Consider the following 20,225-nt stretch of genomic DNA (forward strand, 5'->3'; position numbering starts at 1 on the left):
CCCGCGACTGTGACCTGCATAGGACGGTTGTTCCGTCCGGCTGAGTACTTGCGACGCCACGGACCCGTGGGCCGACGCCGCCCCCCGGCTCATGGATATGCGGTTTGATCCGGGAAATACAAGCCTGAAAACCGACCAGTGTAGTTGGCTGGAGGGCACGGAGGGCGGGAAGTCAGAATCCGAATTCCCGATGCCGACGCAGGACCCTCCTCACGCTACCCGAACAGCGCGTTGGGAAGCCAGAGCGCGATGTCCGGGAAAATCGTGATCAGCGCGACCCCAATGATCATCAGAACGAAGAAGGGTGCGGCCGCAACGGCGATCCTGTTCACCGGGATGCCGGTCAAACCCTGCAGGACGAACAGGTTGAAGCCGACCGGCGGCGTCATCTGGCCCAGTTCGACCATCAGGACCAGAAACACCCCGAACCAGATCGGATCGAACCCCATCGCCATGACCGGGGCCAGGGTGATCGGCAGGCTCATCACCACAATGGAGATGCCGTCGAGAAACAGGCCCAGCACAACGTAAAACACCGCCAGAATGATGATCAGGCCGTAGGGACCGATATCCATTGCCGCAATCGCCGTCGCGACATCCTGCGGCACATGCATGTAACCCATCGCGGTCGACAGGAAGGCCGCGGCGACGAGAATGGAGCAGACCATTGCAGAGGAGCGAACGGCTCCCATCAGGCTGTCCTTCAGCATGGTCCAGGACAGTTGCCGCATCGCGCCGGCGAGGATAAGCGTGCCGACGACCCCGACGGCGGCGGCTTCCGACGGGGTGGCAAGGCCGGAATAGATCGCGCCCAGCACCACCACGATCAGGCCCAGAATCGGGCACAGATCGGTCAGGGCGGCGCTCATCGGGACCTTTTCGCCTTCGCCGTCCTTCGGGGACAATGCCGGGTTCAGGCTGCACCGGAACGCGATATAGGCCGAATAGAGAAAGGCCACCAATACGCCGGGCAGGACACCCGCCGCGAACAGGCGTGAGATCGAGACTTCCGCCAGAACGCCGTAGATGATCATCACGATCGACGGCGGGATCAGCAGGCCGAGACTGCCCGCACCGGCCAGGGATCCGATCGACAGGCCCTGATCGTATCCGCGCCGCTTCAGTTCGACGGAGGTAATCTTCCCGACTGTCGCCGTCGTTGCTGCCGAAGATCCGGAAACCGCCGCGAACAGCGTCGACCCTGCGACATTGGTATGTATCAGCCCGCCCGGCACCTTTGCGACCAGCGGCGTGAGGCCGCGAAACAGCCGGTTGGAGATGTCGGTTCGCAGGATCATCTCCCCCATCCAGATGAACAGGGGGATGGCGGCGAGTTCCCATGAACTGGCGCTTCGAAACAGGATCTTGCCCAGGATGACACCGATGCGGTGCGGCGGGAAATCCAGGATCAGCATCAGGCCGGTTGTCGAAACCAGCAGCAGGCCGATGAAGACCCAGACGCCGCTGCCCAGGAAGAAAAGAATCAGAACCAGGACGACAAGGCCGGAGATCAGCGCTTCCATTATTCGGTCTCCACGCTGTCGATCGGCGTGCCGCCGGCCGCGATCCGCAGGAAATAGACGAAGAGTTGCAGCATCAGCAGCACGAGGCCGAGCCAGACCGCCCCGACAGGAATCCAGAGCGGCACTTCGGCGATGCTCTCGGACACCGATCCCCGCGTCCACTCGCGCAGGGCGTTCTTGCCGACATACCAGGCACAGAACCCGGCCATGACGAAGCTGACCGCGATGCAGAACAGTTCGACCCAGCGCCGGGCACGTCCCTTGATCCGGGTGATGGCCAGATCGACGCGGATCAGAGATCCATGATCCAGCGCGTGCGCCAGCGACAGGAAGGTCATCGCCGCCACGGCGTAGCCCACGAATTCATCCAGCACGAAGGTCGAACTGGCGAAGATCGAACGCAACACGATCTCGTAGGCGATATGAGCGACGATATAGACGAGAAGGAGGGCGGCCACGGCGCCGGCGGCGCGGCTGACGGCCGTTACCGCCCGGTCGATTGTCTTGATCACGGGACCGCCCCCAGTCTCGTTCGGATTTGAAGCTTAACCGGTGAACCGGCTTCTTACTTCATGAACGCGTCCAGGATCGCCTGACCCTTTTCGCCGGTCTTTTCCAGCCATTCCGCGCGCGCCTTGGCGCCGGCTTCGTTCAGGGCACTGAGATAGCCGCTGTCCACACCGGTGACGACGGTCAGGCCGTTTTCCTTCATCGTCGCGTAGTTTTCCGCAACGCGTTTCTCGACGGCGGCCCAGACATAGTCTTCCGCGGCCTTGGCGGCTTCGGTGACGGCGGCCTTGTGCTCGTCGGACAGGTCGTTCCAGACATCCAGATTGATGTGGACCATGTTCAGGGGCATGGCGTAGTTCACCTCGGTGAAGTGGCTCAGCTGTTCCCAGAACTTGGCGTTGGTGCCGCCCTCGGCGGAGGTCAGAACGGCTTCGATACCGCCGGTCGACAATTGCGGAACGACATCGGCCCAGCTCAGCTGAATCGGCGCAGCACCGGCTTCCTGCAGGGTAATCGTGCCGTTTGCGTCATAGGTACGGATCTTCAGACCGGCCAGAGCTTCGGTGCTGTCGACGGCCTTGTTGGCCCAGATGCCCGACGGCGGCCAGGGCGATGCCCACAGCAGCTTCTGATTGTTGTTCGCGAAGATCGCGTCGTATTCGGCGCGCGCCGCGTCGAACAGCTTGCGTGCCTCCGTCGGCGTCTTGGCCAGGAAGGGCAGGGACGGCAGCAGGAACATCGGGTCGATGCCGCCCAGCGGACCGACATAGGTGTCGGCGATCGGCAGGGCGCCGTCGCCCACGGCGTCCAGCTGATCCTTGGACTTGAAGCCGATGGAACCGCCGAAATGGTGCGTGATCGTGATGCCGCCGTCGGTCAGCTTCGACAGGGTTTCGGAAAACACCTTGTCGCCCTCGGCGTGAATCGATGTGTCGTTGTATTCGTTCGCCATGTCCCAGTTGATGCTTTCGGCCTGGGAGGCGCCCCCGAACGCAACCGGGGTAATGGCCAGCGTCGCCGCGGCCAGGATCTTGGAGATCTTGCTCATGATATCGTATTCCCTGTTCTTGTCGCACACCGCCGCCGACCGCTCATTCGGCCGGGACGGAGCCCGATCGTCCCTTTTGGTTGCGGGCTTCGAACGCCAGTCTAGGCGAGCCGCGCAAATTCCGCCACTGCCGTCAATCGGATCGAGTCTGACGCTCGTTTCCGGGTGAAGGCGACATAACGTTAACAATATATCGATAAATTGTCAACGTTATTTTAATTCCGTGCGTCTCGGGCGCAATTTTGTACAAGCGCGGCGGGGGCGGCTCGCCTAGATTAGGGGAATCATGAGCGCGATTTCACAGGAACAGGCGGTCGACCGGAGCTCCTTGAGCCGGCGGGACCATGTTTGCTTCTGGCGCGACCCGCGCTGGGACGACCTGGAATGCCTGCATGCCCGGTTCCTGAACCATGTCTATTGCCCGCATATCCATGAAACCTTTGCCATGGGCGTCATTCTGGACGGCATCGAGCGCTATACGCTGAAAGGCGTGCATTATGCCGCCGGGGCAGGCGACATGGGGCTGGTCAATCCGGGAGAACTGCATGACGGCTGCCCTGGGGAGGATGGCTATCAATACCGCATGTTCTATCCCACTGAGGCGCTGATGGCGCGGATCGCGACCGAGGTGACGGGCAGGCCCGTCGACCGGGTCTATTTCCGCCAGGGTCTTGTGAAGGACCCGGATGTCTACGCCCTGCTGACCCGCGCGCATCTGTCGATGGAATATGCCGAAACCAATCTGAAGCGCGATTCCGACTTTCTGGAGGCCGCCGCCCTGCTGATCGAACGGCATGCCGACACCAGTCTGCCGCCGATCCAGGTCGGCAGGGAAGTCCGCGCCATCGCCACGGTTTGCGACTATGCCGAGGACCGGCTGGAGGAGGAGTTGGATCTGGACGAACTGGCCGGTCTGGTCGGTTTCAGCCGCTTCCAACTGATCCGCGTCTTTCGGCGGGAACTGGGCATCACGCCCCATGCCTGGATCATGAACCGCCGCGTCGCCCGGGCCAAACAGCTGATGGCCGCCGGCACCCCCCCGGCCCAGACCGCCGCCGCCTGCGGCTTCTACGACCAGGCCCACCTGACCCGCAATTTCAAGGCGGTGACGGGGGTAACCCCGGCGAAGTATCGGACAGCCTTCCTGCGGTGACCAGCACACCGCTGCCATTCAGGGATATGCCAACAAAATTGGCAGCAAGTCTGCTTAGTCAAGTTTTAGCCAGAAAGGGAAATGATTAAACCTCACTCGCGACGCGCCATTGATCAAATTTGTAAGCTGCCCATGGCGTGTGCTGTTCGTGGACTGATGCCAAATAGTGGAACCACGAGAGCCGTATTAGCGCTTTGAATCAACCCACAGTTTTTCATTGAATAGGGAGTGCCCAAAAAGCAAATGTCCGAAAAAATACCTAATAAGAATTTTCATAACAAATAAATTTCCAATCGAAAACAATAGGAAGTCCATGAATAGAGTTTCTACATTTATTGAATGAGAATTCTGCTCATTGATAATGTTGTAAAAATTTATTGAATAAAACATGAAGAAAAGGTAAGAAGCTAACGGAACATGCAAAACAATAAATAAAAATACGAACATGGCAAAGAAGTGTCTATGATAGAATCCTGATGCCATAGGATTCATGTAGAACAAGCAACGGCACATACCAAGTATCCCGATAAACACGTAAACAATATTAGTCGTAATGTAGAAAATGTAATAAGATGAGAAATTTAGAAAGAACCTTCCTTCTCCATTTACTGGAAATAGAAACCCAAAAAAATAGAACTCTCTTTCGGTGCTAAAACTAAATTGAAGTTCCTCTGAAAAACGGGAATTATATACTTGACTGAACATGCTCTAATCCCCAGATATCAGGGGAAGGGAGAAACTCAATGACTTCACCGCTCTGGAACATTGTCAGCATGGACATCCCTTGCACGGCATGTGGCAAGAAGCGCCCGAAGCTCGTCGACGAGTTGATACACAACAATTCCGTTCGGTGCTCCTACTGCCGGAGTGAGATCGACATCAGCTCTGAGGGGTGGCGATCCGCCATAGAGGAACTTGCTGAGAGCCTCACCCACGTCAGGCGACTCCCGCCCGTAGGTGACTAGTTCACGAAATTCGGACAACGCCTCTCTCGCATCTGGAACATAAGTCATGAACATCACCGATCCTATTTTCACCGACGAAGACAAGGCCCGCGCGTTTCTCGAAGCGCAGCGTTGGCCTAACGGCGCGACCTGCCCGTTCTGCGGTGAGTGCGAGCCGGTTAAGTCGCTCCCCGCCGAAGGCTCCATGGGCAAGGGCTGGTATCACTGCAAGTCGTGCCGCAAGAAGTTCACCGTGCGCGTCGGGACGCTGTACGAGCGCTCCCATGTGCCGCTGAACAAGTGGCTTCTGGCGACCTTCCTTCTCACGTCCTCCAAGAAGGGCATGAGCGCACATCAGCTTCACCGCATGCTGGGCGTCACCTACAAAACCGCTTGGTTCATGGCACACCGCATCCGCGAAGGAATGCGCGACTTCAACCCCGGCCCCATGGGCGGACAGAACAAGGTGGTCGAAGCCGACGAAACCTATGTTGGCGGCAAGGCCAAGAACGCGAAGAAGGGCAAGCCCGTTCCCAAGAAGGAAGCGGTGTTCTCCCTTGTCGAACGTGACGGCAAGGTCCGCTCGTTCCACGTACCTTCGGTTTCCCGCAACACCTTGCGCCCGATCCTCGTTTCCCAGATCGACCGCAAGTCATACCTCATGACCGACGAGGCCGGTGTGTACCGCTCCCCCGGTCGTGAGTTTGCCGGGCACGGCACCGTGAACCATTCCATCGATGAGTACGTTCGCGGCACCTTCTGGCATACAAACACCATCGAAGGCTATTTCGCGATCCTCAAGCGCGGCATCACGGGCGTTTACCAGCACGTCAGTCAGAAGCACTTGAAGCGTTACCTTGGCGAGTTCGACTTCCGCTACAACGAGCGCGACCTGACCGACACCGAGCGCACCATCGCGGCGCTCAAAGGCATCGAAGGCAAGCGCATGACCTATCGGCGGACTGGTGAATGGGGAACCGCCTAAGAGGCTCCAAACCCGTCGCCAGTGGCGTGGGTTTCTCGCCCTAACCCGTTGGCTTAACTCACGAAACAATGAATCGTAAAAGTTGAGTCGAATGTCTTGCATTTCGCGTCAGAATCGACGGAGACTCGATTCGCCAAACGAATAAGGACCGGGCTGCAACCCGGTCCTTATCTCGGAAACCCCATCGACATAGGAGCCTAGGGGTTTATTAGAAATGCAAGAGCATCCCAACGCGATTCTTTCTATCTGGTCAACCGGCTCCTATCAACCGGTATAGGAGATGATACCATGAGCAAGAATAAGCGCACCATTGTCGACGCCCGCGCAGACGCGGACGGAGACATCACCCATGTGCGGTTCAAGGACAACCAGCGCTTTACGCCTGTCGGGGTTGCTATCCCGATGGCAGAACGCGGGGAGATCAAGAACACGCACGTCGTTCACCCGAACGATGGCCGCAAGGACCACCTGCGCACCAACGCCGATGGAAAGCGGAAAAACAACCTCGATGACATGGCTGGCGACGACTAGAGCCGCCCTCTGAACTCGCGCTCCATCACGACGCCGCGTCGGTAATCGTCTAGATTCCGGTAAAGGTCCATCGTGATGGAGCCGTTTTCATCTGCCGCGCTTACGGGCTTGGCGATCATCAGCTTTCCGTTCAGGACTGCGAAGAAATCACCTTTCGCCAAACCCGCCCCCACGACCGCCTTCTTGTGCGGGCGCGGCGGGGTTTTCAGGAAGTGCTGGACAACCTGCTTGAACTCTTTGTCGTCGTTCCTTTTTTGATCATTCACTGCACTGGAACTCCAAATGGCTAAGAAAAAAGATATGGGCAGTAAGCCCAAAAAACCACCGACTCCGAAAACTGTACATGCTTGGGACGCCCCGCCGCCGCCAAGAGATGGCGACCCCGATAAGGAAACCGTCTTTCAGGCCGTTGGCGAGGCGCTGTCCGCTTGGGAGGGGCTTGAGGAACAATTTGCAGGCATATTTGCCACCCTCATGAATCCGGATCATCCACTAGCGGCAAAACGCGCCTACGGCTCGGTCATGTCCTTCCGCGGAAGGGCGGAACTCATTGAAGCTGCGGCCAGCGCCCAGTTTTTCCTCCGACAGGATGAACAACTTTCGAGCGCGCTATCCTCTCAAATTGTCACCGCCAGGAAATTTTCGCCCAGACGGAATGAGATCGCACACGGCAGGGTGATTCCCTACTTCTCCATGGCGTACGGACCGTTCGGCTACCGCACCGCGCGAAAAACTCCGTCTGGCTACGTTCTTTGCCCTACCGACCATGCAACGAACAAGCGTGAACTGAACGAACCACGCATGCTCCTTGAAACCGCCCATGAGGCCCCGAAGTACGCCTACTCATCCAAGGAAGTCCTAGCTTTCGCGGCGCACTTTAGAGCAGCCACCGATGACGTGCGCGAGATTCGCTTCAAACTATTCCGTCACGTACTGGATACGCAGAAATCATAGCGCGGAACACTTCAACAGCAAACGCCTCACCGGTATTCTGGCTGGTGTCAAAGCAGTCCGCCAAAATGCGTCCGCCCGCTGCCTTCATCTCGGGCGTAACCTCGATTTCGTCAGTACCGGCCTGTCGTTCTGTAGGTGTGTTCATCGATCCGTTCAGTCAAGTATATAATTCCCTGAAAAACGGTAAGAGATGGTGCAGTTTTTCGCTATATCAGCGCATTCAGTCACCTTGGTCGGAATGAAAAAGAGAATATTGTCAAGTAAGAATTCCGATATAACGTACCCATTGTTAAAGAATAGAGTGTAAGCTAAGTATATAAGTGATGTCAAAAATGAAACAGACCATATCAAAAGAAGAAAGCGGAATTCATATTCTACTGTCAGAACACGGCAAAGGTCCGCGCATTTTTTCGCTATTGTTAAAGCGCCGTGCAGTGTCACTACCACCCTCTCAGAGTCAGAGGAACTTCGCGGTTACGCTCGCGTCCATCTGTACATTTTGACATTCCCCAAATGATAGAATTTTCAGGCTTATGTAATCGGAAGATTCCATTATGCGTAGCGTAATTCGATGCTGTATGACTTGGCAAGAATATCGATTATATGAGCGTCCGTTCCGGGTCACGAACGGAGGTCTCGGTTGGTGGCGCTTACGGTCTGCTGCTGGGATGCGAGCGGACCAATCGTTTCGTAGTCGGCGGGCGCGCCTGCGGTCTGATCCTTGGCGCTCTCTCCCAAACCCCGGCCAATCCGCGGGCCGTCCCGCCGTTCTGTGCGATCTAAATGTCCTCTCCGGCCAAGCTGTCGACCACCCCGCAATTTCCTACAATCTTTTCCGCCGCCGCTGTCGCATACCTCTCATCGTGACGAGGTGTTCGCGACAGGGAGTGATCGATGTTCTGGGCTGAGTTTCGGCGCGGGTTTCTGGATATCCTGCCGTTGATGGCGGGGGTGATGCCCTTTGCACTGCTGTTCGGGACCCTGGCGTCCCAGAAAGGGTTGAGCCCGGCGGAGATCGTGCTGATGTCCTCGACCGTCTATGCCGGCGGGGCGCAGTTCGTGTCGATCGATGTCTGGTCGACGCCGGTCCCGGTTCTGGCGGTTGTGCTGGCGACGGGGCTGGCCAACGCGCGATACTTCCTGATGGGCGCGGCGTTGCGGCCGCATGTGACGGGCCTGTCCTGGCCGGCGCGGCTGTGGTTCGTCGGCATTCATTCCGACGAAACCTGGGCGCTTGCGCTGAAGCGGACCCGGAAGGCGCCGCTGACGCCGGGCTATGTGCTGGGCCTGACCGGGCTGTTCTATCTGAACTGGCCGTTCTGGTGCCTGGTCGGGGCGCTGGTCGGCGGGCTGATCGACGATCCGGCGCGCTATGGGGCGGATTTCATGTTCGTGGCCATGTTCCTGTGCCTGATCCGGGGCATGTGGCAGGGCCGGATCTCGCTGGTCGCCGTCGGCGCCTCGGCGGTGGCCGGGCTGGCGGCGCAGCAATTGCTGCCGGGCCATTGGTACATCTTCATCGGCGCAGTCTCGGGCATGTTGGCCGCCGCCGCCGTCTGGTCCCCGGGGGGAGGGCGCGACGAGACCTGCGACGCCAAACTGGAGGCGCGGACATGAGTTTCGATCCGATTCACCTGACCGCCATCCTGGGCATGGCCGCGGTAACCCTGGCGATGCGGTTCGGCGGATATCTGCTGGTGCGCTACGTCACTGTGACCGGGCGCGCGGCGGCGGCGATGGAGGCGATGCCGGTCGCGGTGCTGACGGCGCTGGTTGTCCCCACGGCGCTGGCAACCGGACCGGCCGAGACGATTGCCGCCGCCGTGACGCTGTTCGCCGCATGGCGCCTGCCGATCATTGTCGCGGTGATCATCGGAACCGCGGCTGTGGTGGTTTTGCGCCTTGGATTGTCGTGACGTCGGGACCTAAGCGATAGACGGTTTCCCCGGTGTTCTGTCGTACCATGGGCCGCGGCCCTGCCGGCGGGCATTTCGGATAATCCTTGCTCCGTTCTGAGAACCCGTGTAAGCGCACAGTGTGCGCAATTTCATAAAACCGTAACAAAACGGTCACGGTTCTCAGAGGTGGTTATGGTCGCGGCGACAACGGGTACGGAATTTCTGCTTTGGCTTCTGGGCGGCGTTGCGCTGCTGCTCTGGGGGATGCGGATGGTGCGCACCGGCGTGCAGCGGGCCTTCGGTGACCGCCTTCGGACCATCGGCGGCCGTGTGATCGGAAACCGCTTTCAGGCGTGGGGGGTCGGCCTGGCGGTGACCGTCCTGTTGCAAAGCAGCACGGCGACCGCGCTTCTGATGTCCTCCCTGGCCAACCGATTGGCGGTCCCGACCGCCATGGCGCTGGCGGTCATGCTGGGGGCGGATGTCGGAACGACGCTGGTGGCCCAGGTCTTCGTGCTCGACATCTCCGCCGGGATTCCGGTTCTACTGTTCCTCGGGATCGTCGGCTTCCTGGCCCTTGAATCCAGAATTCACCGAAACATTGCCCGGGCCGTGGTCGGGCTGGGTTTCCTGATGCTGGCGCTCAATATCATCACCGGACAGTCCGCCTTCATCGGGGAGAGCGACATCGCGGCGCTTGTCATCGTCGCCCTGTCGCAGGAGCCGCTTCTCGCGGTTCTCGCTGCGGCGGTCTGTGCCTGGACGATGCATTCCAGCCTGGCCGCGGTTCTGCTGATTGCCACTTTGGCGGCCGGCGGATCCATGCCGGTTGAGGCAATGGTGGCGCTTGTCCTGGGGGCCAATCTGGGGGGCGCCGTTGCCCCCTTGATCGCCAGCCTGGGCGGCCCGGTATCGGCCCGCAGGGTCGTTGTCGGCAACTTCACCTTCAAGTTGACCGCTTGCGTGCTGGCGCTGTCGGCCCTGTCGCCGGCATCTGCCGGGATCGCCGCATTGCAGATCGGTCCGGCCCAGGCTGTCGTGCTGACCCATCTGGCCTTCAATCTGGGCATTGCGCTGTTGTTCCTGCCCTGGGTGCGCAGTGCGGCCGCCCTTCTGGAGCGGACGGTGAAGGAGCCGCAATCTGACGAGGGCGTGGCGTTGCCGGTCGTCAGTCATCTGGACGAAACGGATCTGGAATCGCCATCCCGTGCCCTGAACAACGCGGTGCGGGAAACCCTGACGCTGGGCGGTTACGTCGAATCCATGGTGACCGGGGCGGGGACCGCCCTGCGTACGAACGACCGTCTGCTGATGGATGAGGCCGGGGCGGCGGATGACCGGGTGGACGCCGCCTATGAAAGTGTGAAGGCCTATGTGACGCGGCTCAGGACCGTACCGCTGGATCCGGCGGAAAGCCGACGGGCCAGCGATGTCCTGTCCTTCGTCACCAACCTGGAGCATGCGGGGGATATCGTCGAATCGACGCTTGCCGGGACTGTTCGGAAGAAGGCCAAGCGCGGCCTGCAGTTTTCCCAGGAAGGGCAGGAGGAACTCGACGCCCTGATCGCGCGGGTTCAGGCCAATCTGCGTCTGGCAATGAATGTGTTCCAATCCGGCGATGTCGATCTCGCCCGTGCCCTGCTGTGCGAGAAGGAGGCGTTCAGCCAGTTGGAGCGGGAAGCGGTTGAACGGCATTACGGTCGCTTGGAAGAGGGGCGCAGCGCGTCCATCGAGACCTCCGCCCTGCATCTGGACGTGCTGAGGGACCTGCGGCGCATCAACTCCCATCTCAGTTCGGCGGCCTATCCGATCCTAGCGGAAGCGGGGGAATTGCGCCGGACGCGCCTCAAGAATTCCGCTCTCAGGAAAATGCGCCCGTCCGAAACGGTTGCCGGTGCGGAACCGACCTTCTCTTGACATCGGCTGGTGACGGGACGCGGCGCTTACGGCGTCGCGCCGTCCGGGAAGACCTGTGCGTAGGCATAGGCGATATAGTTGCGCTGGATATAGCCGACGGCGATCGGGTCACGGCGTGCCATGGCCCCTCGGACGGCGTCGATTTCTTCTACCAGATCGGCGGCGACCTCGGCCCCCAGGGTCGCGGAAACGCTGTACCAGGCGCGGGCCGTCTGGAAGTAGAGGCGGTGCCAGTTATCCCGCAGCGCATAGTTGCCGATGAGTTCGGCCAGCAGAAAATGCACCTCGTGGTTCAGGGAAAAATATCGCCTGACATCGAAATCCGCCCGCAGGACCCGGGCCCTGATTCCGAACTGATCCATGGCTTCGACATGGGCGTCTTCGATCGGATGGGGCGACATATGCCCGAACAGTTCGGCGATCTTCAGGCGCATCTCGTAGGCCTGTCGCGTCCGGTCGGCATCCAGGTCCGTCACGAAGGTGCCGACACCATTGCGGCTTTCAACGAGCCCGAGCGCGCCGAGGCGCTGCAGCGCCTCGCGGACCGGGGTCCGGCTGACACCGAACTCCGCCGCCAGATCGGCCTCCCGCAGGGCTGTCCCGGGGGCAAGGTCCAGCAAGCAGATCCGGTCACGGATCTCCGCATAGATATCGGCAGGGCTGGTCCGCTTGGCCTCGTCCGGCATGTCAATGATCCCTGAAAAGACGTCCGTATCCCTGAATCCGATCATCGATCCCGGCGGAACGCAGGCAATGCCACATCATCGCCTGATTCGAACAGATCACCGGCTTTCCCGCCCTCTGCTCGATCTCCTCGACGACGTCCAGCGTGCGCAGTGCACCGCAACTGACAAAGATCGCCTCAGCTTCCGGCCGGTCGACGGACAGGGCGAAGTCGACGATGTAGTCGGGCGGCACTCGGACCATGTCGCTGTCCTTCTCGATGCGCAGACCCTTGATGGTCAGTACGTCGAACCCGGCCGCGTTGAGGTAATCGGCTTCGCGCGAATCAATGTCGGCGAGATAGGGCGTCGCAACGGCGACGCGTGTGACGGACAGGGCGCGCAACGCGGCGATCACCCCGCTGATCAGGGAGGTCGGTATGGCACCGGGGGCGCCCTTTCGGATTTCGGCGAAAACCCGCTCCTCGCCAATTACAAGACTGCCGGAGGTGCAGGCGTAGCAGCAGACGTCCAGGCTGCCGTCAGGCAGCAGTGTTGCCGCCGCGTCGGCCAGCAGTTCCGCCTGTGCCGCCAGGGTTTCCGACGTGATGCTGTCCGGGATTGCCGCCCGACAGAAATGCACGCCAACGCCCTCCGGCCGCAGTTGGAACATGTCGTCTTCAATCGTCTGCTCCGTCGCCAGCAGGATGAAACCGATCTTGGCCCGGTGGTGTCGGCCACGGTCGAAAGGAATGTGCGCTACCATCGCCGTCTCTCCATCTGTATGCAGCACTGTCGATACTAGGGTGAATTTTCCGCGTTTGATACAAAAAACACTATAGCTGCATACAGCAATATGCTAACGCTCCATGGACAGATTTTTTGAGGGGGGACGGGAATGCCGATCCATTTTACCGAGGAAGAGTTCACCGCCCGCCAGGCGCGGGCCGTTGCATCGCTGCGGATACGGGGCTTGGACGGCATTCTGCTGTTCGCGCCGGAAAGTCATTACTGGCTCACGGGGTACGACACGTTCGGCTTTGCCATGTTCCAGTGCATGGTTCTGACCGCGTCCGGCGATATACAGCTGCTGACACGCATGCCGGACCTGCGTCAGGCGCAACAGACATCAATCCTGACGGACGCGCAGATCCATATCTGGACGGAGGTCGAAGGCGCCGATCCTATGGCCGACCTTGTCGAACTGGCCCGCAGACTGGGGCTGTCGGGCAAAAAACTGGGGGTCGAGACCAAGACGCCGGGCCTGAACCACTACAACGGTGCGCGCGTGGCCGCACTGTTCGAAGGGGTGGCGGAACTGGTTGAGGCGTCCGACCTGATTACCTGGCTGCGGCGTGACAAGAGCGACCAGGAAATCGCCTATCACCGCCGGGCGGCCGAACTGTCCGACGACGCGCTGGATGCCTGCCTGGAACTCGCCGCGCCGGGTGCCTTCGAGGGCGATATCCTGGCCGCGATGCAGGGCGCTGTCTTCCGGGGGGGCGGCGATTATGCCGGCAATGAATTCATCATCGGTTCGGGCCCGACCGCGTTGCTGGTCCGTTACCATGCCGGCCGCAGACATCTCGACCCCAAGGACCAACTGACCCTCGAGTGGTCGGGTGCCTATCGCCGCTACCATGCCGCCATGATGCGTACCATCGTCGTGGGCAAGCCGACGCCACACCAGATCCACATGCACAGTGCCGCCGTCGAGGCGTTGGAGGCCTGCGAAGCGGCGATCCGCCCCGGACGGCCGATGGGCGATGTCTTCGATGCCCATGCGGAAGTCTTTGACCGCCGCGGGTTGAAGCATGCCAGATTCCAGGCCTGCGGCTACGGCATGGGGGCGATCTACAACCCGATCTGGGTCGACTTTCCGATGTTCTATCACGGCAATCCGCTGCTGATGGAGGCGGGGAATGTGTTCTTCCTGCACATGATCCTGAATGATTCCGAAGCCGGATTTGCGATGTCTTACGGTCATTCGGTTCTGGTGAAGGAGGACGGGGTGGAACGCTTGTCCCGGCATTCATTGGACCTGTTACAGGTCTGACGCCGACATTTTCTATCAATCATCGTTGACAATTTATCGATAAATTGTCTTTGATGGTGTGCCAATGTAACGGAGGATATGGGTATGACGGCGTCACGCGAAGCGGAACCGCGCAAAGAAGGCTGGCAGTTCTGGATCGACCGGGGCGGTACCTTCACCGATGTTGTCGCGCGCGCGCCGGACGGCACGCTGAATACCCACAAGCTGCTGTCGGAGAACCCGGAAGCCTACAAGGACGCCGCCGTTCAGGGCATCCGCGATCTGCTGGGCCTGAAGCCGGGCGATCCGATTCCCTCGGACAAGATCGACGCCGTGAAGATGGGGACGACCGTCGCAACCAATGCGCTGCTGGAGCGTAAGGGCGATCGCACATTGCTGGTTGTCACCGAGGGTTTCCGAGATCAGTTGCGCATTGCCTATCAGGCTCGCCCGCGCCTGTTTGACCGTAACATCCTGCTGCCGGAAATGCTGTACGAGCGCGTCGAGGAAGTGGTCGAGCGCGTCGACGCCAAGGACCAGATCCTTACGCCGCTGGACCTCGACGATTTGCGTCCGAAACTGCAGAAGGCCTATGACGACGGCATCCGCGCCGTGGCCATCGTCCTGATGCATGGCTATCGCGTGCCGGACCATGAGAAGAAGGTCGCCGCGCTGGCGCGGGAGATCGGCTTCACCCAGGTATCCACGAGCCATGAAACCAGCCCGCTGATCAAATTCGTGGGGCGCGGCGACACGACCGTGGTTGATGCCTATCTTTCGCCGATCCTGGGCCGCTACGTGCAGCAGGTCGCCGGGGAACTCGGCGATGTCCGGTTGCAGTTCATGCAGTCCAATGGCGGCCTGACCGACGCCAAGCTGTTCCAGGGCAAGGACGCGATCCTGTCCGGTCCGGCCGGCGGTATCGTCGGATCAGTGAAGACGGCGGAACAGGCCGGCTTCGACAAGGTCATCACCTTCGATATGGGCGGGACTTCCACCGACGTCGCCCATTACGACGGTGAGTATGAGCGTGCTTTCGAAACCCTGGTCGCCGGTGTTCGTATGCGCGCGCCGATGATGCTGATTCACACCGTGGCTGCCGGCGGGGGGTCGATCTGCCAGTTCGACGGCGCCCGGTTCCGTGTCGGCCCGGAAAGTGCCGGCGCCAACCCCGGCCCGGCCGCTTATCGCCGTGGCGGGCCGCTTGCCGTTACCGACTGCAATGTCATGCTGGGCAAATTGCAGCCGCAATTCTTCCCTGCCGTCTTCGGTCCGAACCAGGATGAGGCGCTGGACGCCGCGCCGGTGCGCGAGAAGTTCGAGGCGCTGGCGAAGGAGGTCGAGGCTGCGACCGGTCAGAAGCGCTCACCCGAGGAAATTGCCGACGGGTTCCTGAAGATCGCCGTCGAAAACATGGCGAACGCGATCAAGAAGATTTCCGTTCAGCGCGGCTATGATGTCACCGAATACGCCCTGCAGTGCTTCGGCGGCGCAGGCGGGCAGCATGCGTGCCTGATCGCGGACACGCTGGGCATGACGAAGGTACTGATTCATCCTTTCGCGGGTGTCCTGTCCGCCTATGGCATGGGCCTGGCCGATATCCGCGCTATGCGCGAACGGTCGGTCGAACAGCCGTTGAATGACGGCCTGCTGACGCGTCTGGAAGACGAATTGGGTGCCATGGCCGAGGAAGCCGAGGCGGAACTGCTGAAACAGGATGTGCCGTCGGAGCGGATCGAACTGCTGCGCAAGGTACATATCCGCTATGACGGGTCGGACACGGCTCTGGAAGTGCCGTTCGGTCCGCTCGAGGAAATGGCCGAAGCCTTCGAGGCTTCCTACCGCTCCCGCTTCGGATTCCTGATGGGCGGGAAGGGGCTGGTCGCCTCCGCCCTGTCCGTGGAAGGCATCGGCCGGACCTTCGATCTGGCGTCGGACGATCTGGCGGCGCGCGCCGCCTCGCCGGATCCGGTTGAGACGGTGACGACGTATATGGCCGGCGATTTCGTCGAAACACCGGTCTTCGACCGCGACCGCATGTCGGCGGGGCAGAAGGTGAAGGGCCCGGCGATCCTGATCGAACGCACCGGCACCAATGTCGTCGAGCCGGGCTGGGAAGCCGAGATGACCGCCATCGGCAATCTGGTCCTGACCCGCGTCGAGGCGTTGCCGCGTCAGGTCGCGATCGGCACCCAGGCCGATCCGGTGATGCTGGAAGTGTTCAACAACCTGTTCATGTCCATCGCCGAGCAGATGGGCTACACGCTCCAGAACACCGCCTATTCGGTGAACATCAAGGAGCGACTGGATTTCTCCTGCGCGGTCTTCGATGCTGAGGGGAATCTGATTGCCAATGCGCCGCATATGCCGGTGCATCTGGGGTCCATGGGCGAAAGCGTCCGGGCCGTCGTGCGCAACAATGAGGGCACGATCAAGCCGGGCGACGCCTATGTCCTGAACAACCCCTATAATGGCGGCACGCACCTTCCCGACGTTACCGTGGTGACCCCGGTCTTCCATGAGGATGGCAGCCGCATCCTGTTCTTCGTCGCCAGCCGCGGGCACCATTCCGATATCGGCGGTCGCACGCCGGGGTCCGCCCCGCCGGATTCCGCGCATATCGACGAGGAAGGCGTGCTGATCGACAATTTCAAACTGGTCGATCAGGGCACCTATCGGGAGGACGCGCTGCGCGAGGTTCTGGCATCGGCCAAGTACCCGGCACGCAATCCGGACCAGAACGTCGCTGACCTGCGCGCGCAGCTGGCGGCGAACGAGAAGGGTGTCCAGGAATTGCGCAAGATGGTCGGCCATTTCGGTCTGGACACGGTTGAGGCCTATATGGGGCACGTCCAGGACAATGCCGAGGAATCCGTGCGCCGGGTGATCGATGTCCTGAAGGACGGAACCTTCGAATATCCGATGGACAACGGCCAGAAGGTCAAGGTCGCGATCACCATCGACAAGGCGAAGCGTGGCGCGACCGTCGACTTTACCGGAACCAGCCCGCAGGGCCCGAACAACTTCAATGCTCCGGCGGCCGTCTGCCGGGCGGCGGTGTTGTATGTCTTCCGGACCCTGGTCGAGGACGACATCCCGATGAATGAGGGCTGTCTGAAGCCGATCGAGATCATCCTGCCGGAAGATTGCATGCTGAACGCGCGCTATCCCGGGGCGGTGATCGCGGGCAATGTCGAGACCTCGCAGATCGTCACGGATACGCTTTATGGCGCACTGGGGGTCATGGCGGCGGCCCAGGGGACGATGAACAACTTCGTCTGGGGCAATGACCGCTATCAGTATTACGAAACCGTCTGCGGCGGCTCGGGTGCCGGTCCGGATTTCGACGGGACGGATGCGGTCCATACCCATATGACCAACAGCCGCCTGACCGATCCGGAAATTCTGGAATGGCGTTTGCCGGTCATGCTGGAGAAGTTCGAGATCCGGCGCGGTTCCGGTGGCAAGGGCAAGCATCGCGGCGGCGACGGCGTCCGCCGGATCGTGCGCTTCCTGGAGGATATGGACGTCGTCATCCTGGCGAATCACCGCATTGTTCCGCCCTACGGCATGGCCGGGGGCGACGATGGTGCGGTTGGCCGCAACTGGATCGAGCGCACCGACGGCCGTCGCGACGAGATGACGGCAACGGACATGCGCGCGGTACAGGCGGGCGATGTCTTCGTCCTTGAGACGCCCGGTGGCGGCGGCTTCGGCAAGGCCCGGGCCGAGGCGGCGGAGTAGGCCGACGGCAGGACATCTATCAGACCGGGAGTGATCAGCCATGGCCAGAAACCGCATCGTATCCTCGGCGCATCTCGTCTCCGACAAGGCGGCGGAACTGAGTGAGTACGAATACGGGCTGATCGTCGCCTGGCATGCCTTTCAGCGCTGGGTATCGCGCTGCATGGCGGCGGCAGGCTATGGCGACCTGGGCTCCCTGGATGTCCTGGTCCTGCATTCGGTCAATCACCGCGACCGTCAGAAGCGCCTGGCAGATATCTGCTTCACCCTGAATGTCGAGGATACGCACACCGTCAACTATGCGCTCAAGAAGCTGCTGAAGGCCGGGCTTGTTGAATCCGAAAAGCGCGGCAAGGAGGCCTTCTATTCCGTAACCGAGGCGGGGCAGGAGGCCTGTCGTGTCTATCGCGAGGTGCGGGAATCCTGCCTGGTCGATGCTTTCGAGGCGCTGGGCGGTCTGGATGCCGAGGAAATCGCCGACACCGCCCGGACCTTGCGTGCCCTGTCCGGCCTGTACGATCAGGCAGCGCGCAGCGCGACGAGCCTGTGACCGTGATGGGGGTACGCCCGACAACCCTGGCCGGTATGCGGGCGGCTCTGGCCGGGTTTGAGACTGCAGAGGGTTTCCGCAAGGGCCTGGCGTTCAAGCCCAGGCCCACGGATGTTTTCATATCGCCCTATTCGAAATGCGGCACGACCTGGATGCAGCAGATCGTCCATGGTCTGCGCAGCGGTGGGGACATGTCCTTTTCTGAAATCACGGAAGCCGTGCCCTGGATTGAAATGGCCCACGACCTTGGCTTGGACCCGGAGGTACAGCGTTTCAAGCCGCGCGCCTACAAGAGCCATCTTTCCTGGTTCGATATCCCGAAGGGCGGGCGCTATATTGTGGTCTTTCGCGACCCTGCGGACGCCTGCCTGTCGCTCTACAAGTTCTTTGAAGGCTGGTTCTTCGAGACCGGCAGCATTCGATTCGAGGCCTTCGCACGGGACTTCTATCTGGGGCGCGGCGATGATCACGGATATTGGGCCCATGCCGCTTCCTGGTGGGCGCAGCGGGACCGCGATGATGTGTTGTTGCTCTGTTTCGAGGATTTGAAGGACGATCTGCCGGGCGCCGTCCGGACGGTGGCGCGATTCCTGAACCTGCCGGAAAGTGGCCCGACCTTCGACATCGCCGTCAAACAGGCAGGTTTCGATTTCATGAAAGCCCATGGCGGGCAGTTCGATGATCACCTTGTCCGCGCACGCCGGGACGCCGCCTGCGGTCTGCCGCCCGGCGGTTCCGCATCGAAGGTCAGCAAGGGCGTCGCCGGGGCCGCCAAGCCGATCATGTCCGACGAAACCCGCGCCGCGTTTGATGCGGAATGGCGGCGAAGGATGGGCGAACCGTTCGGTCTGAAGGATTATGCGGCCATTCGGGCAATGTTAAATTGAGTTTTTTCTTTATCTAATCAATGATTTATCGCCTCATGGCATGATCCAGACAAAATATAATTTCTTTTCCGAGTTTATAGCTATTTTTTATTTCTGGGTAATTTGTAGTGCCAGGGGCGACCCCTTCGTGAACAAATGTATGTCTCCAAGTTATTATGTTTCCATAGCTTGACTTTATGCTGCCAAAACCATCCTTTAGGAACTGTTTCTCTTTCTTTTCTAGCATCTTTTCAAATTTATCAACATACTTTCGACCAAACATATTGACGTGTTCATTCTTCAAATCTTTTATTTTAATTCTTCCGTTTATCCGATCAAAGTGACCTCGTGAAAAGCTCCCTAATATCTTATGTTTTTTGTCTGAGAAGGAAAAAAATATATCTTTAATTGCAAGTTCATAAACTGTTACAGCCGCAGTGGTTACAAAGCCAAGATATCTGCTTTGTATAAACGGATCGCCAATTCCAACCATTACAGAGTCTAAGTGGTCCAAATATTCTTCTACTAGTCTAAATCTTTCAGTATAAAGTGTCATTTTTCGAGATACCGTCTTGCGATTTCAAGTCTAGAACGAACAACAGAGGCGTCACTAGTGTTAAAGAAAATACACTCTCTATAAACTTCATCATTGATAAGGTTGTTGAAACGAACATTAATGTCTTCAGGGATATTGTCACCCATATTGAGAAGTGTTGTTAGAACAGAATCCATGGCTGCCAAATTAATGGGGCCCCTAACATTGAAGGGTTTTTCAGGAAATTTATCACTTATGATTTCCAAAACATATGGAAACCTAGATAAGAACTGAGAGTATTTTGAAGAATTTCCGCTTTTGTTGTTTTCCATGGAAATATTCAGAAATTCTTTCATTGGTTTTTCATATT

At 59.6% G+C, this 20,225-nt stretch carries 20 protein-coding genes; 12 read left to right on the forward strand and 8 right to left on the reverse strand.

The window, feature by feature from the left end; all coding sequences use genetic code 11:
- Positions 1–215: 215 nt before the first annotated feature.
- The 3 genes from R8L07_14935 to R8L07_14945 are packed head-to-tail and all read right to left on the reverse strand — an operon-like array spanning position 216 to position 3,081.
- The gene (locus tag R8L07_14935) at positions 216–1,523 is read right to left on the reverse strand and encodes a TRAP transporter large permease subunit (GenBank protein ID MDW3206830.1); all 1,308 of its coding nucleotides are present in this window, start codon (positions 1,521–1,523) and stop codon (positions 216–218) included.
- Positions 1,523–2,035, reverse strand: a complete 513-nt coding sequence (locus R8L07_14940) for a TRAP transporter small permease (GenBank protein MDW3206831.1) — start codon at positions 2,033–2,035, stop codon at positions 1,523–1,525. Before R8L07_14940 ends, R8L07_14935 begins: the two co-directional genes overlap by 1 nt.
- A 53-nt stretch (positions 2,036–2,088) precedes the next feature.
- Complete coding sequence (locus tag R8L07_14945; protein MDW3206832.1) at positions 2,089–3,081, reverse strand: TRAP transporter substrate-binding protein; 993 nt, start codon at positions 3,079–3,081, stop codon at positions 2,089–2,091.
- A 286-nt stretch (positions 3,082–3,367) separates the two neighbouring features.
- Between R8L07_14945 and R8L07_14950 the strand changes: the two genes are divergently transcribed.
- From R8L07_14950 to R8L07_14960, 3 genes are all read left to right on the forward strand, one after another.
- Positions 3,368–4,234: an AraC family transcriptional regulator gene (locus R8L07_14950; protein ID MDW3206833.1), complete on the forward strand. Its 867-nt coding sequence runs from the start codon at positions 3,368–3,370 to the stop codon at positions 4,232–4,234.
- A 1,011-nt stretch (positions 4,235–5,245) separates the two neighbouring features.
- On the forward strand, positions 5,246–6,163 hold the full coding sequence (locus R8L07_14955) for an IS1595 family transposase (GenBank protein ID MDW3206834.1): 918 nt from the start codon (positions 5,246–5,248) through the stop codon (positions 6,161–6,163).
- 288 nt (positions 6,164–6,451) lie between these two features.
- A complete protein-coding gene (locus R8L07_14960) occupies positions 6,452–6,694 on the forward strand; it encodes a DUF3892 domain-containing protein (GenBank protein MDW3206835.1) in 243 nt (80 codons plus the stop codon).
- Here R8L07_14960 and R8L07_14965 read toward each other — a convergent pair.
- On the reverse strand, positions 6,691–6,960 hold the full coding sequence (locus R8L07_14965) for a hypothetical protein (GenBank protein MDW3206836.1): 270 nt from the start codon (positions 6,958–6,960) through the stop codon (positions 6,691–6,693). The two genes, R8L07_14960 and R8L07_14965, sit on opposite strands and share 4 nt — an antisense overlap.
- A gap of 16 nt (positions 6,961–6,976) precedes the next feature.
- On the opposite strand from R8L07_14965, the gene R8L07_14970 reads away from it, so the two are divergent.
- The 5 genes from R8L07_14970 (at position 6,977) to R8L07_14990 (ending at position 11,463) form a co-directional block, all read left to right on the forward strand.
- Complete coding sequence (locus R8L07_14970) at positions 6,977–7,648, forward strand: hypothetical protein (protein MDW3206837.1); 672 nt, start codon at positions 6,977–6,979, stop codon at positions 7,646–7,648.
- A 603-nt stretch (positions 7,649–8,251) separates the two neighbouring features.
- Positions 8,252–8,431, forward strand: a complete 180-nt coding sequence (locus tag R8L07_14975; GenBank protein ID MDW3206838.1) for a hypothetical protein — start codon at positions 8,252–8,254, stop codon at positions 8,429–8,431.
- A gap of 111 nt (positions 8,432–8,542) precedes the next feature.
- Positions 8,543–9,265: an AzlC family ABC transporter permease gene (locus R8L07_14980; protein MDW3206839.1), complete on the forward strand. Its 723-nt coding sequence runs from the start codon at positions 8,543–8,545 to the stop codon at positions 9,263–9,265.
- The gene (locus R8L07_14985; protein ID MDW3206840.1) at positions 9,262–9,564 is read left to right on the forward strand and encodes an AzlD domain-containing protein; all 303 of its coding nucleotides are present in this window, start codon (positions 9,262–9,264) and stop codon (positions 9,562–9,564) included. Before R8L07_14980 ends, R8L07_14985 begins: the two co-directional genes overlap by 4 nt.
- 174 nt (positions 9,565–9,738) lie before the next feature.
- Complete coding sequence (locus tag R8L07_14990; GenBank protein MDW3206841.1) at positions 9,739–11,463, forward strand: Na/Pi cotransporter family protein; 1,725 nt, start codon at positions 9,739–9,741, stop codon at positions 11,461–11,463.
- 26 nt (positions 11,464–11,489) lie between these two features.
- Here R8L07_14990 and R8L07_14995 read toward each other — a convergent pair whose 3' ends face one another.
- Both R8L07_14995 and R8L07_15000 read right to left on the reverse strand, forming a co-directional pair.
- Positions 11,490–12,149 (reverse strand): GntR family transcriptional regulator, encoded by a 660-nt coding sequence (locus tag R8L07_14995; GenBank protein MDW3206842.1) that lies wholly within the window; start codon positions 12,147–12,149, stop codon positions 11,490–11,492.
- Position 12,150: 1 nt separating this feature from the next.
- The gene (locus R8L07_15000; protein ID MDW3206843.1) at positions 12,151–12,891 is read right to left on the reverse strand and encodes an arylmalonate decarboxylase; all 741 of its coding nucleotides are present in this window, start codon (positions 12,889–12,891) and stop codon (positions 12,151–12,153) included.
- A gap of 132 nt (positions 12,892–13,023) precedes the next feature.
- On the opposite strand from R8L07_15000, the gene R8L07_15005 reads away from it, so the two are divergent.
- The 4 genes from R8L07_15005 (at position 13,024) to R8L07_15020 (ending at position 19,341) form a co-directional block, all read left to right on the forward strand.
- Positions 13,024–14,181: a Xaa-Pro peptidase family protein gene (locus R8L07_15005; GenBank protein ID MDW3206844.1), complete on the forward strand. Its 1,158-nt coding sequence runs from the start codon at positions 13,024–13,026 to the stop codon at positions 14,179–14,181.
- 84 nt (positions 14,182–14,265) lie between these two features.
- Entirely contained in the window at positions 14,266–17,904 is a 3,639-nt protein-coding gene (locus tag R8L07_15010; protein MDW3206845.1) for a hydantoinase B/oxoprolinase family protein, read from the forward strand.
- 40 nt (positions 17,905–17,944) lie between these two features.
- Complete coding sequence (locus tag R8L07_15015; GenBank protein MDW3206846.1) at positions 17,945–18,454, forward strand: winged helix DNA-binding protein; 510 nt, start codon at positions 17,945–17,947, stop codon at positions 18,452–18,454.
- A gap of 5 nt (positions 18,455–18,459) precedes the next feature.
- Positions 18,460–19,341 carry a sulfotransferase domain-containing protein gene (locus R8L07_15020; GenBank protein ID MDW3206847.1) on the forward strand — a complete coding sequence of 294 codons (882 nt, stop codon included), beginning with the start codon at positions 18,460–18,462 and terminating at the stop codon, positions 19,339–19,341.
- Positions 19,342–19,366: 25 nt separating this feature from the next.
- Here the strand turns inward: R8L07_15020 and R8L07_15025 are convergent, their stop codons facing one another.
- Together R8L07_15025 and R8L07_15030 are read right to left on the reverse strand one after the other, a co-directional pair.
- Positions 19,367–19,876: a HEPN domain-containing protein gene (locus tag R8L07_15025; GenBank protein ID MDW3206848.1), complete on the reverse strand. Its 510-nt coding sequence runs from the start codon at positions 19,874–19,876 to the stop codon at positions 19,367–19,369.
- Positions 19,873–20,211 carry a hypothetical protein gene (locus tag R8L07_15030; GenBank protein ID MDW3206849.1) on the reverse strand — a complete coding sequence of 113 codons (339 nt, stop codon included), beginning with the start codon at positions 20,209–20,211 and terminating at the stop codon, positions 19,873–19,875. Before R8L07_15030 ends, R8L07_15025 begins: the two co-directional genes overlap by 4 nt.
- Positions 20,212–20,225: the final 14 nt, after the last annotated feature.

Source organism: Alphaproteobacteria bacterium (assembly GCA_033344895.1).
Lineage (GTDB): Bacteria > Pseudomonadota > Alphaproteobacteria > UBA8366 > Aestuariispiraceae > Pacificispira.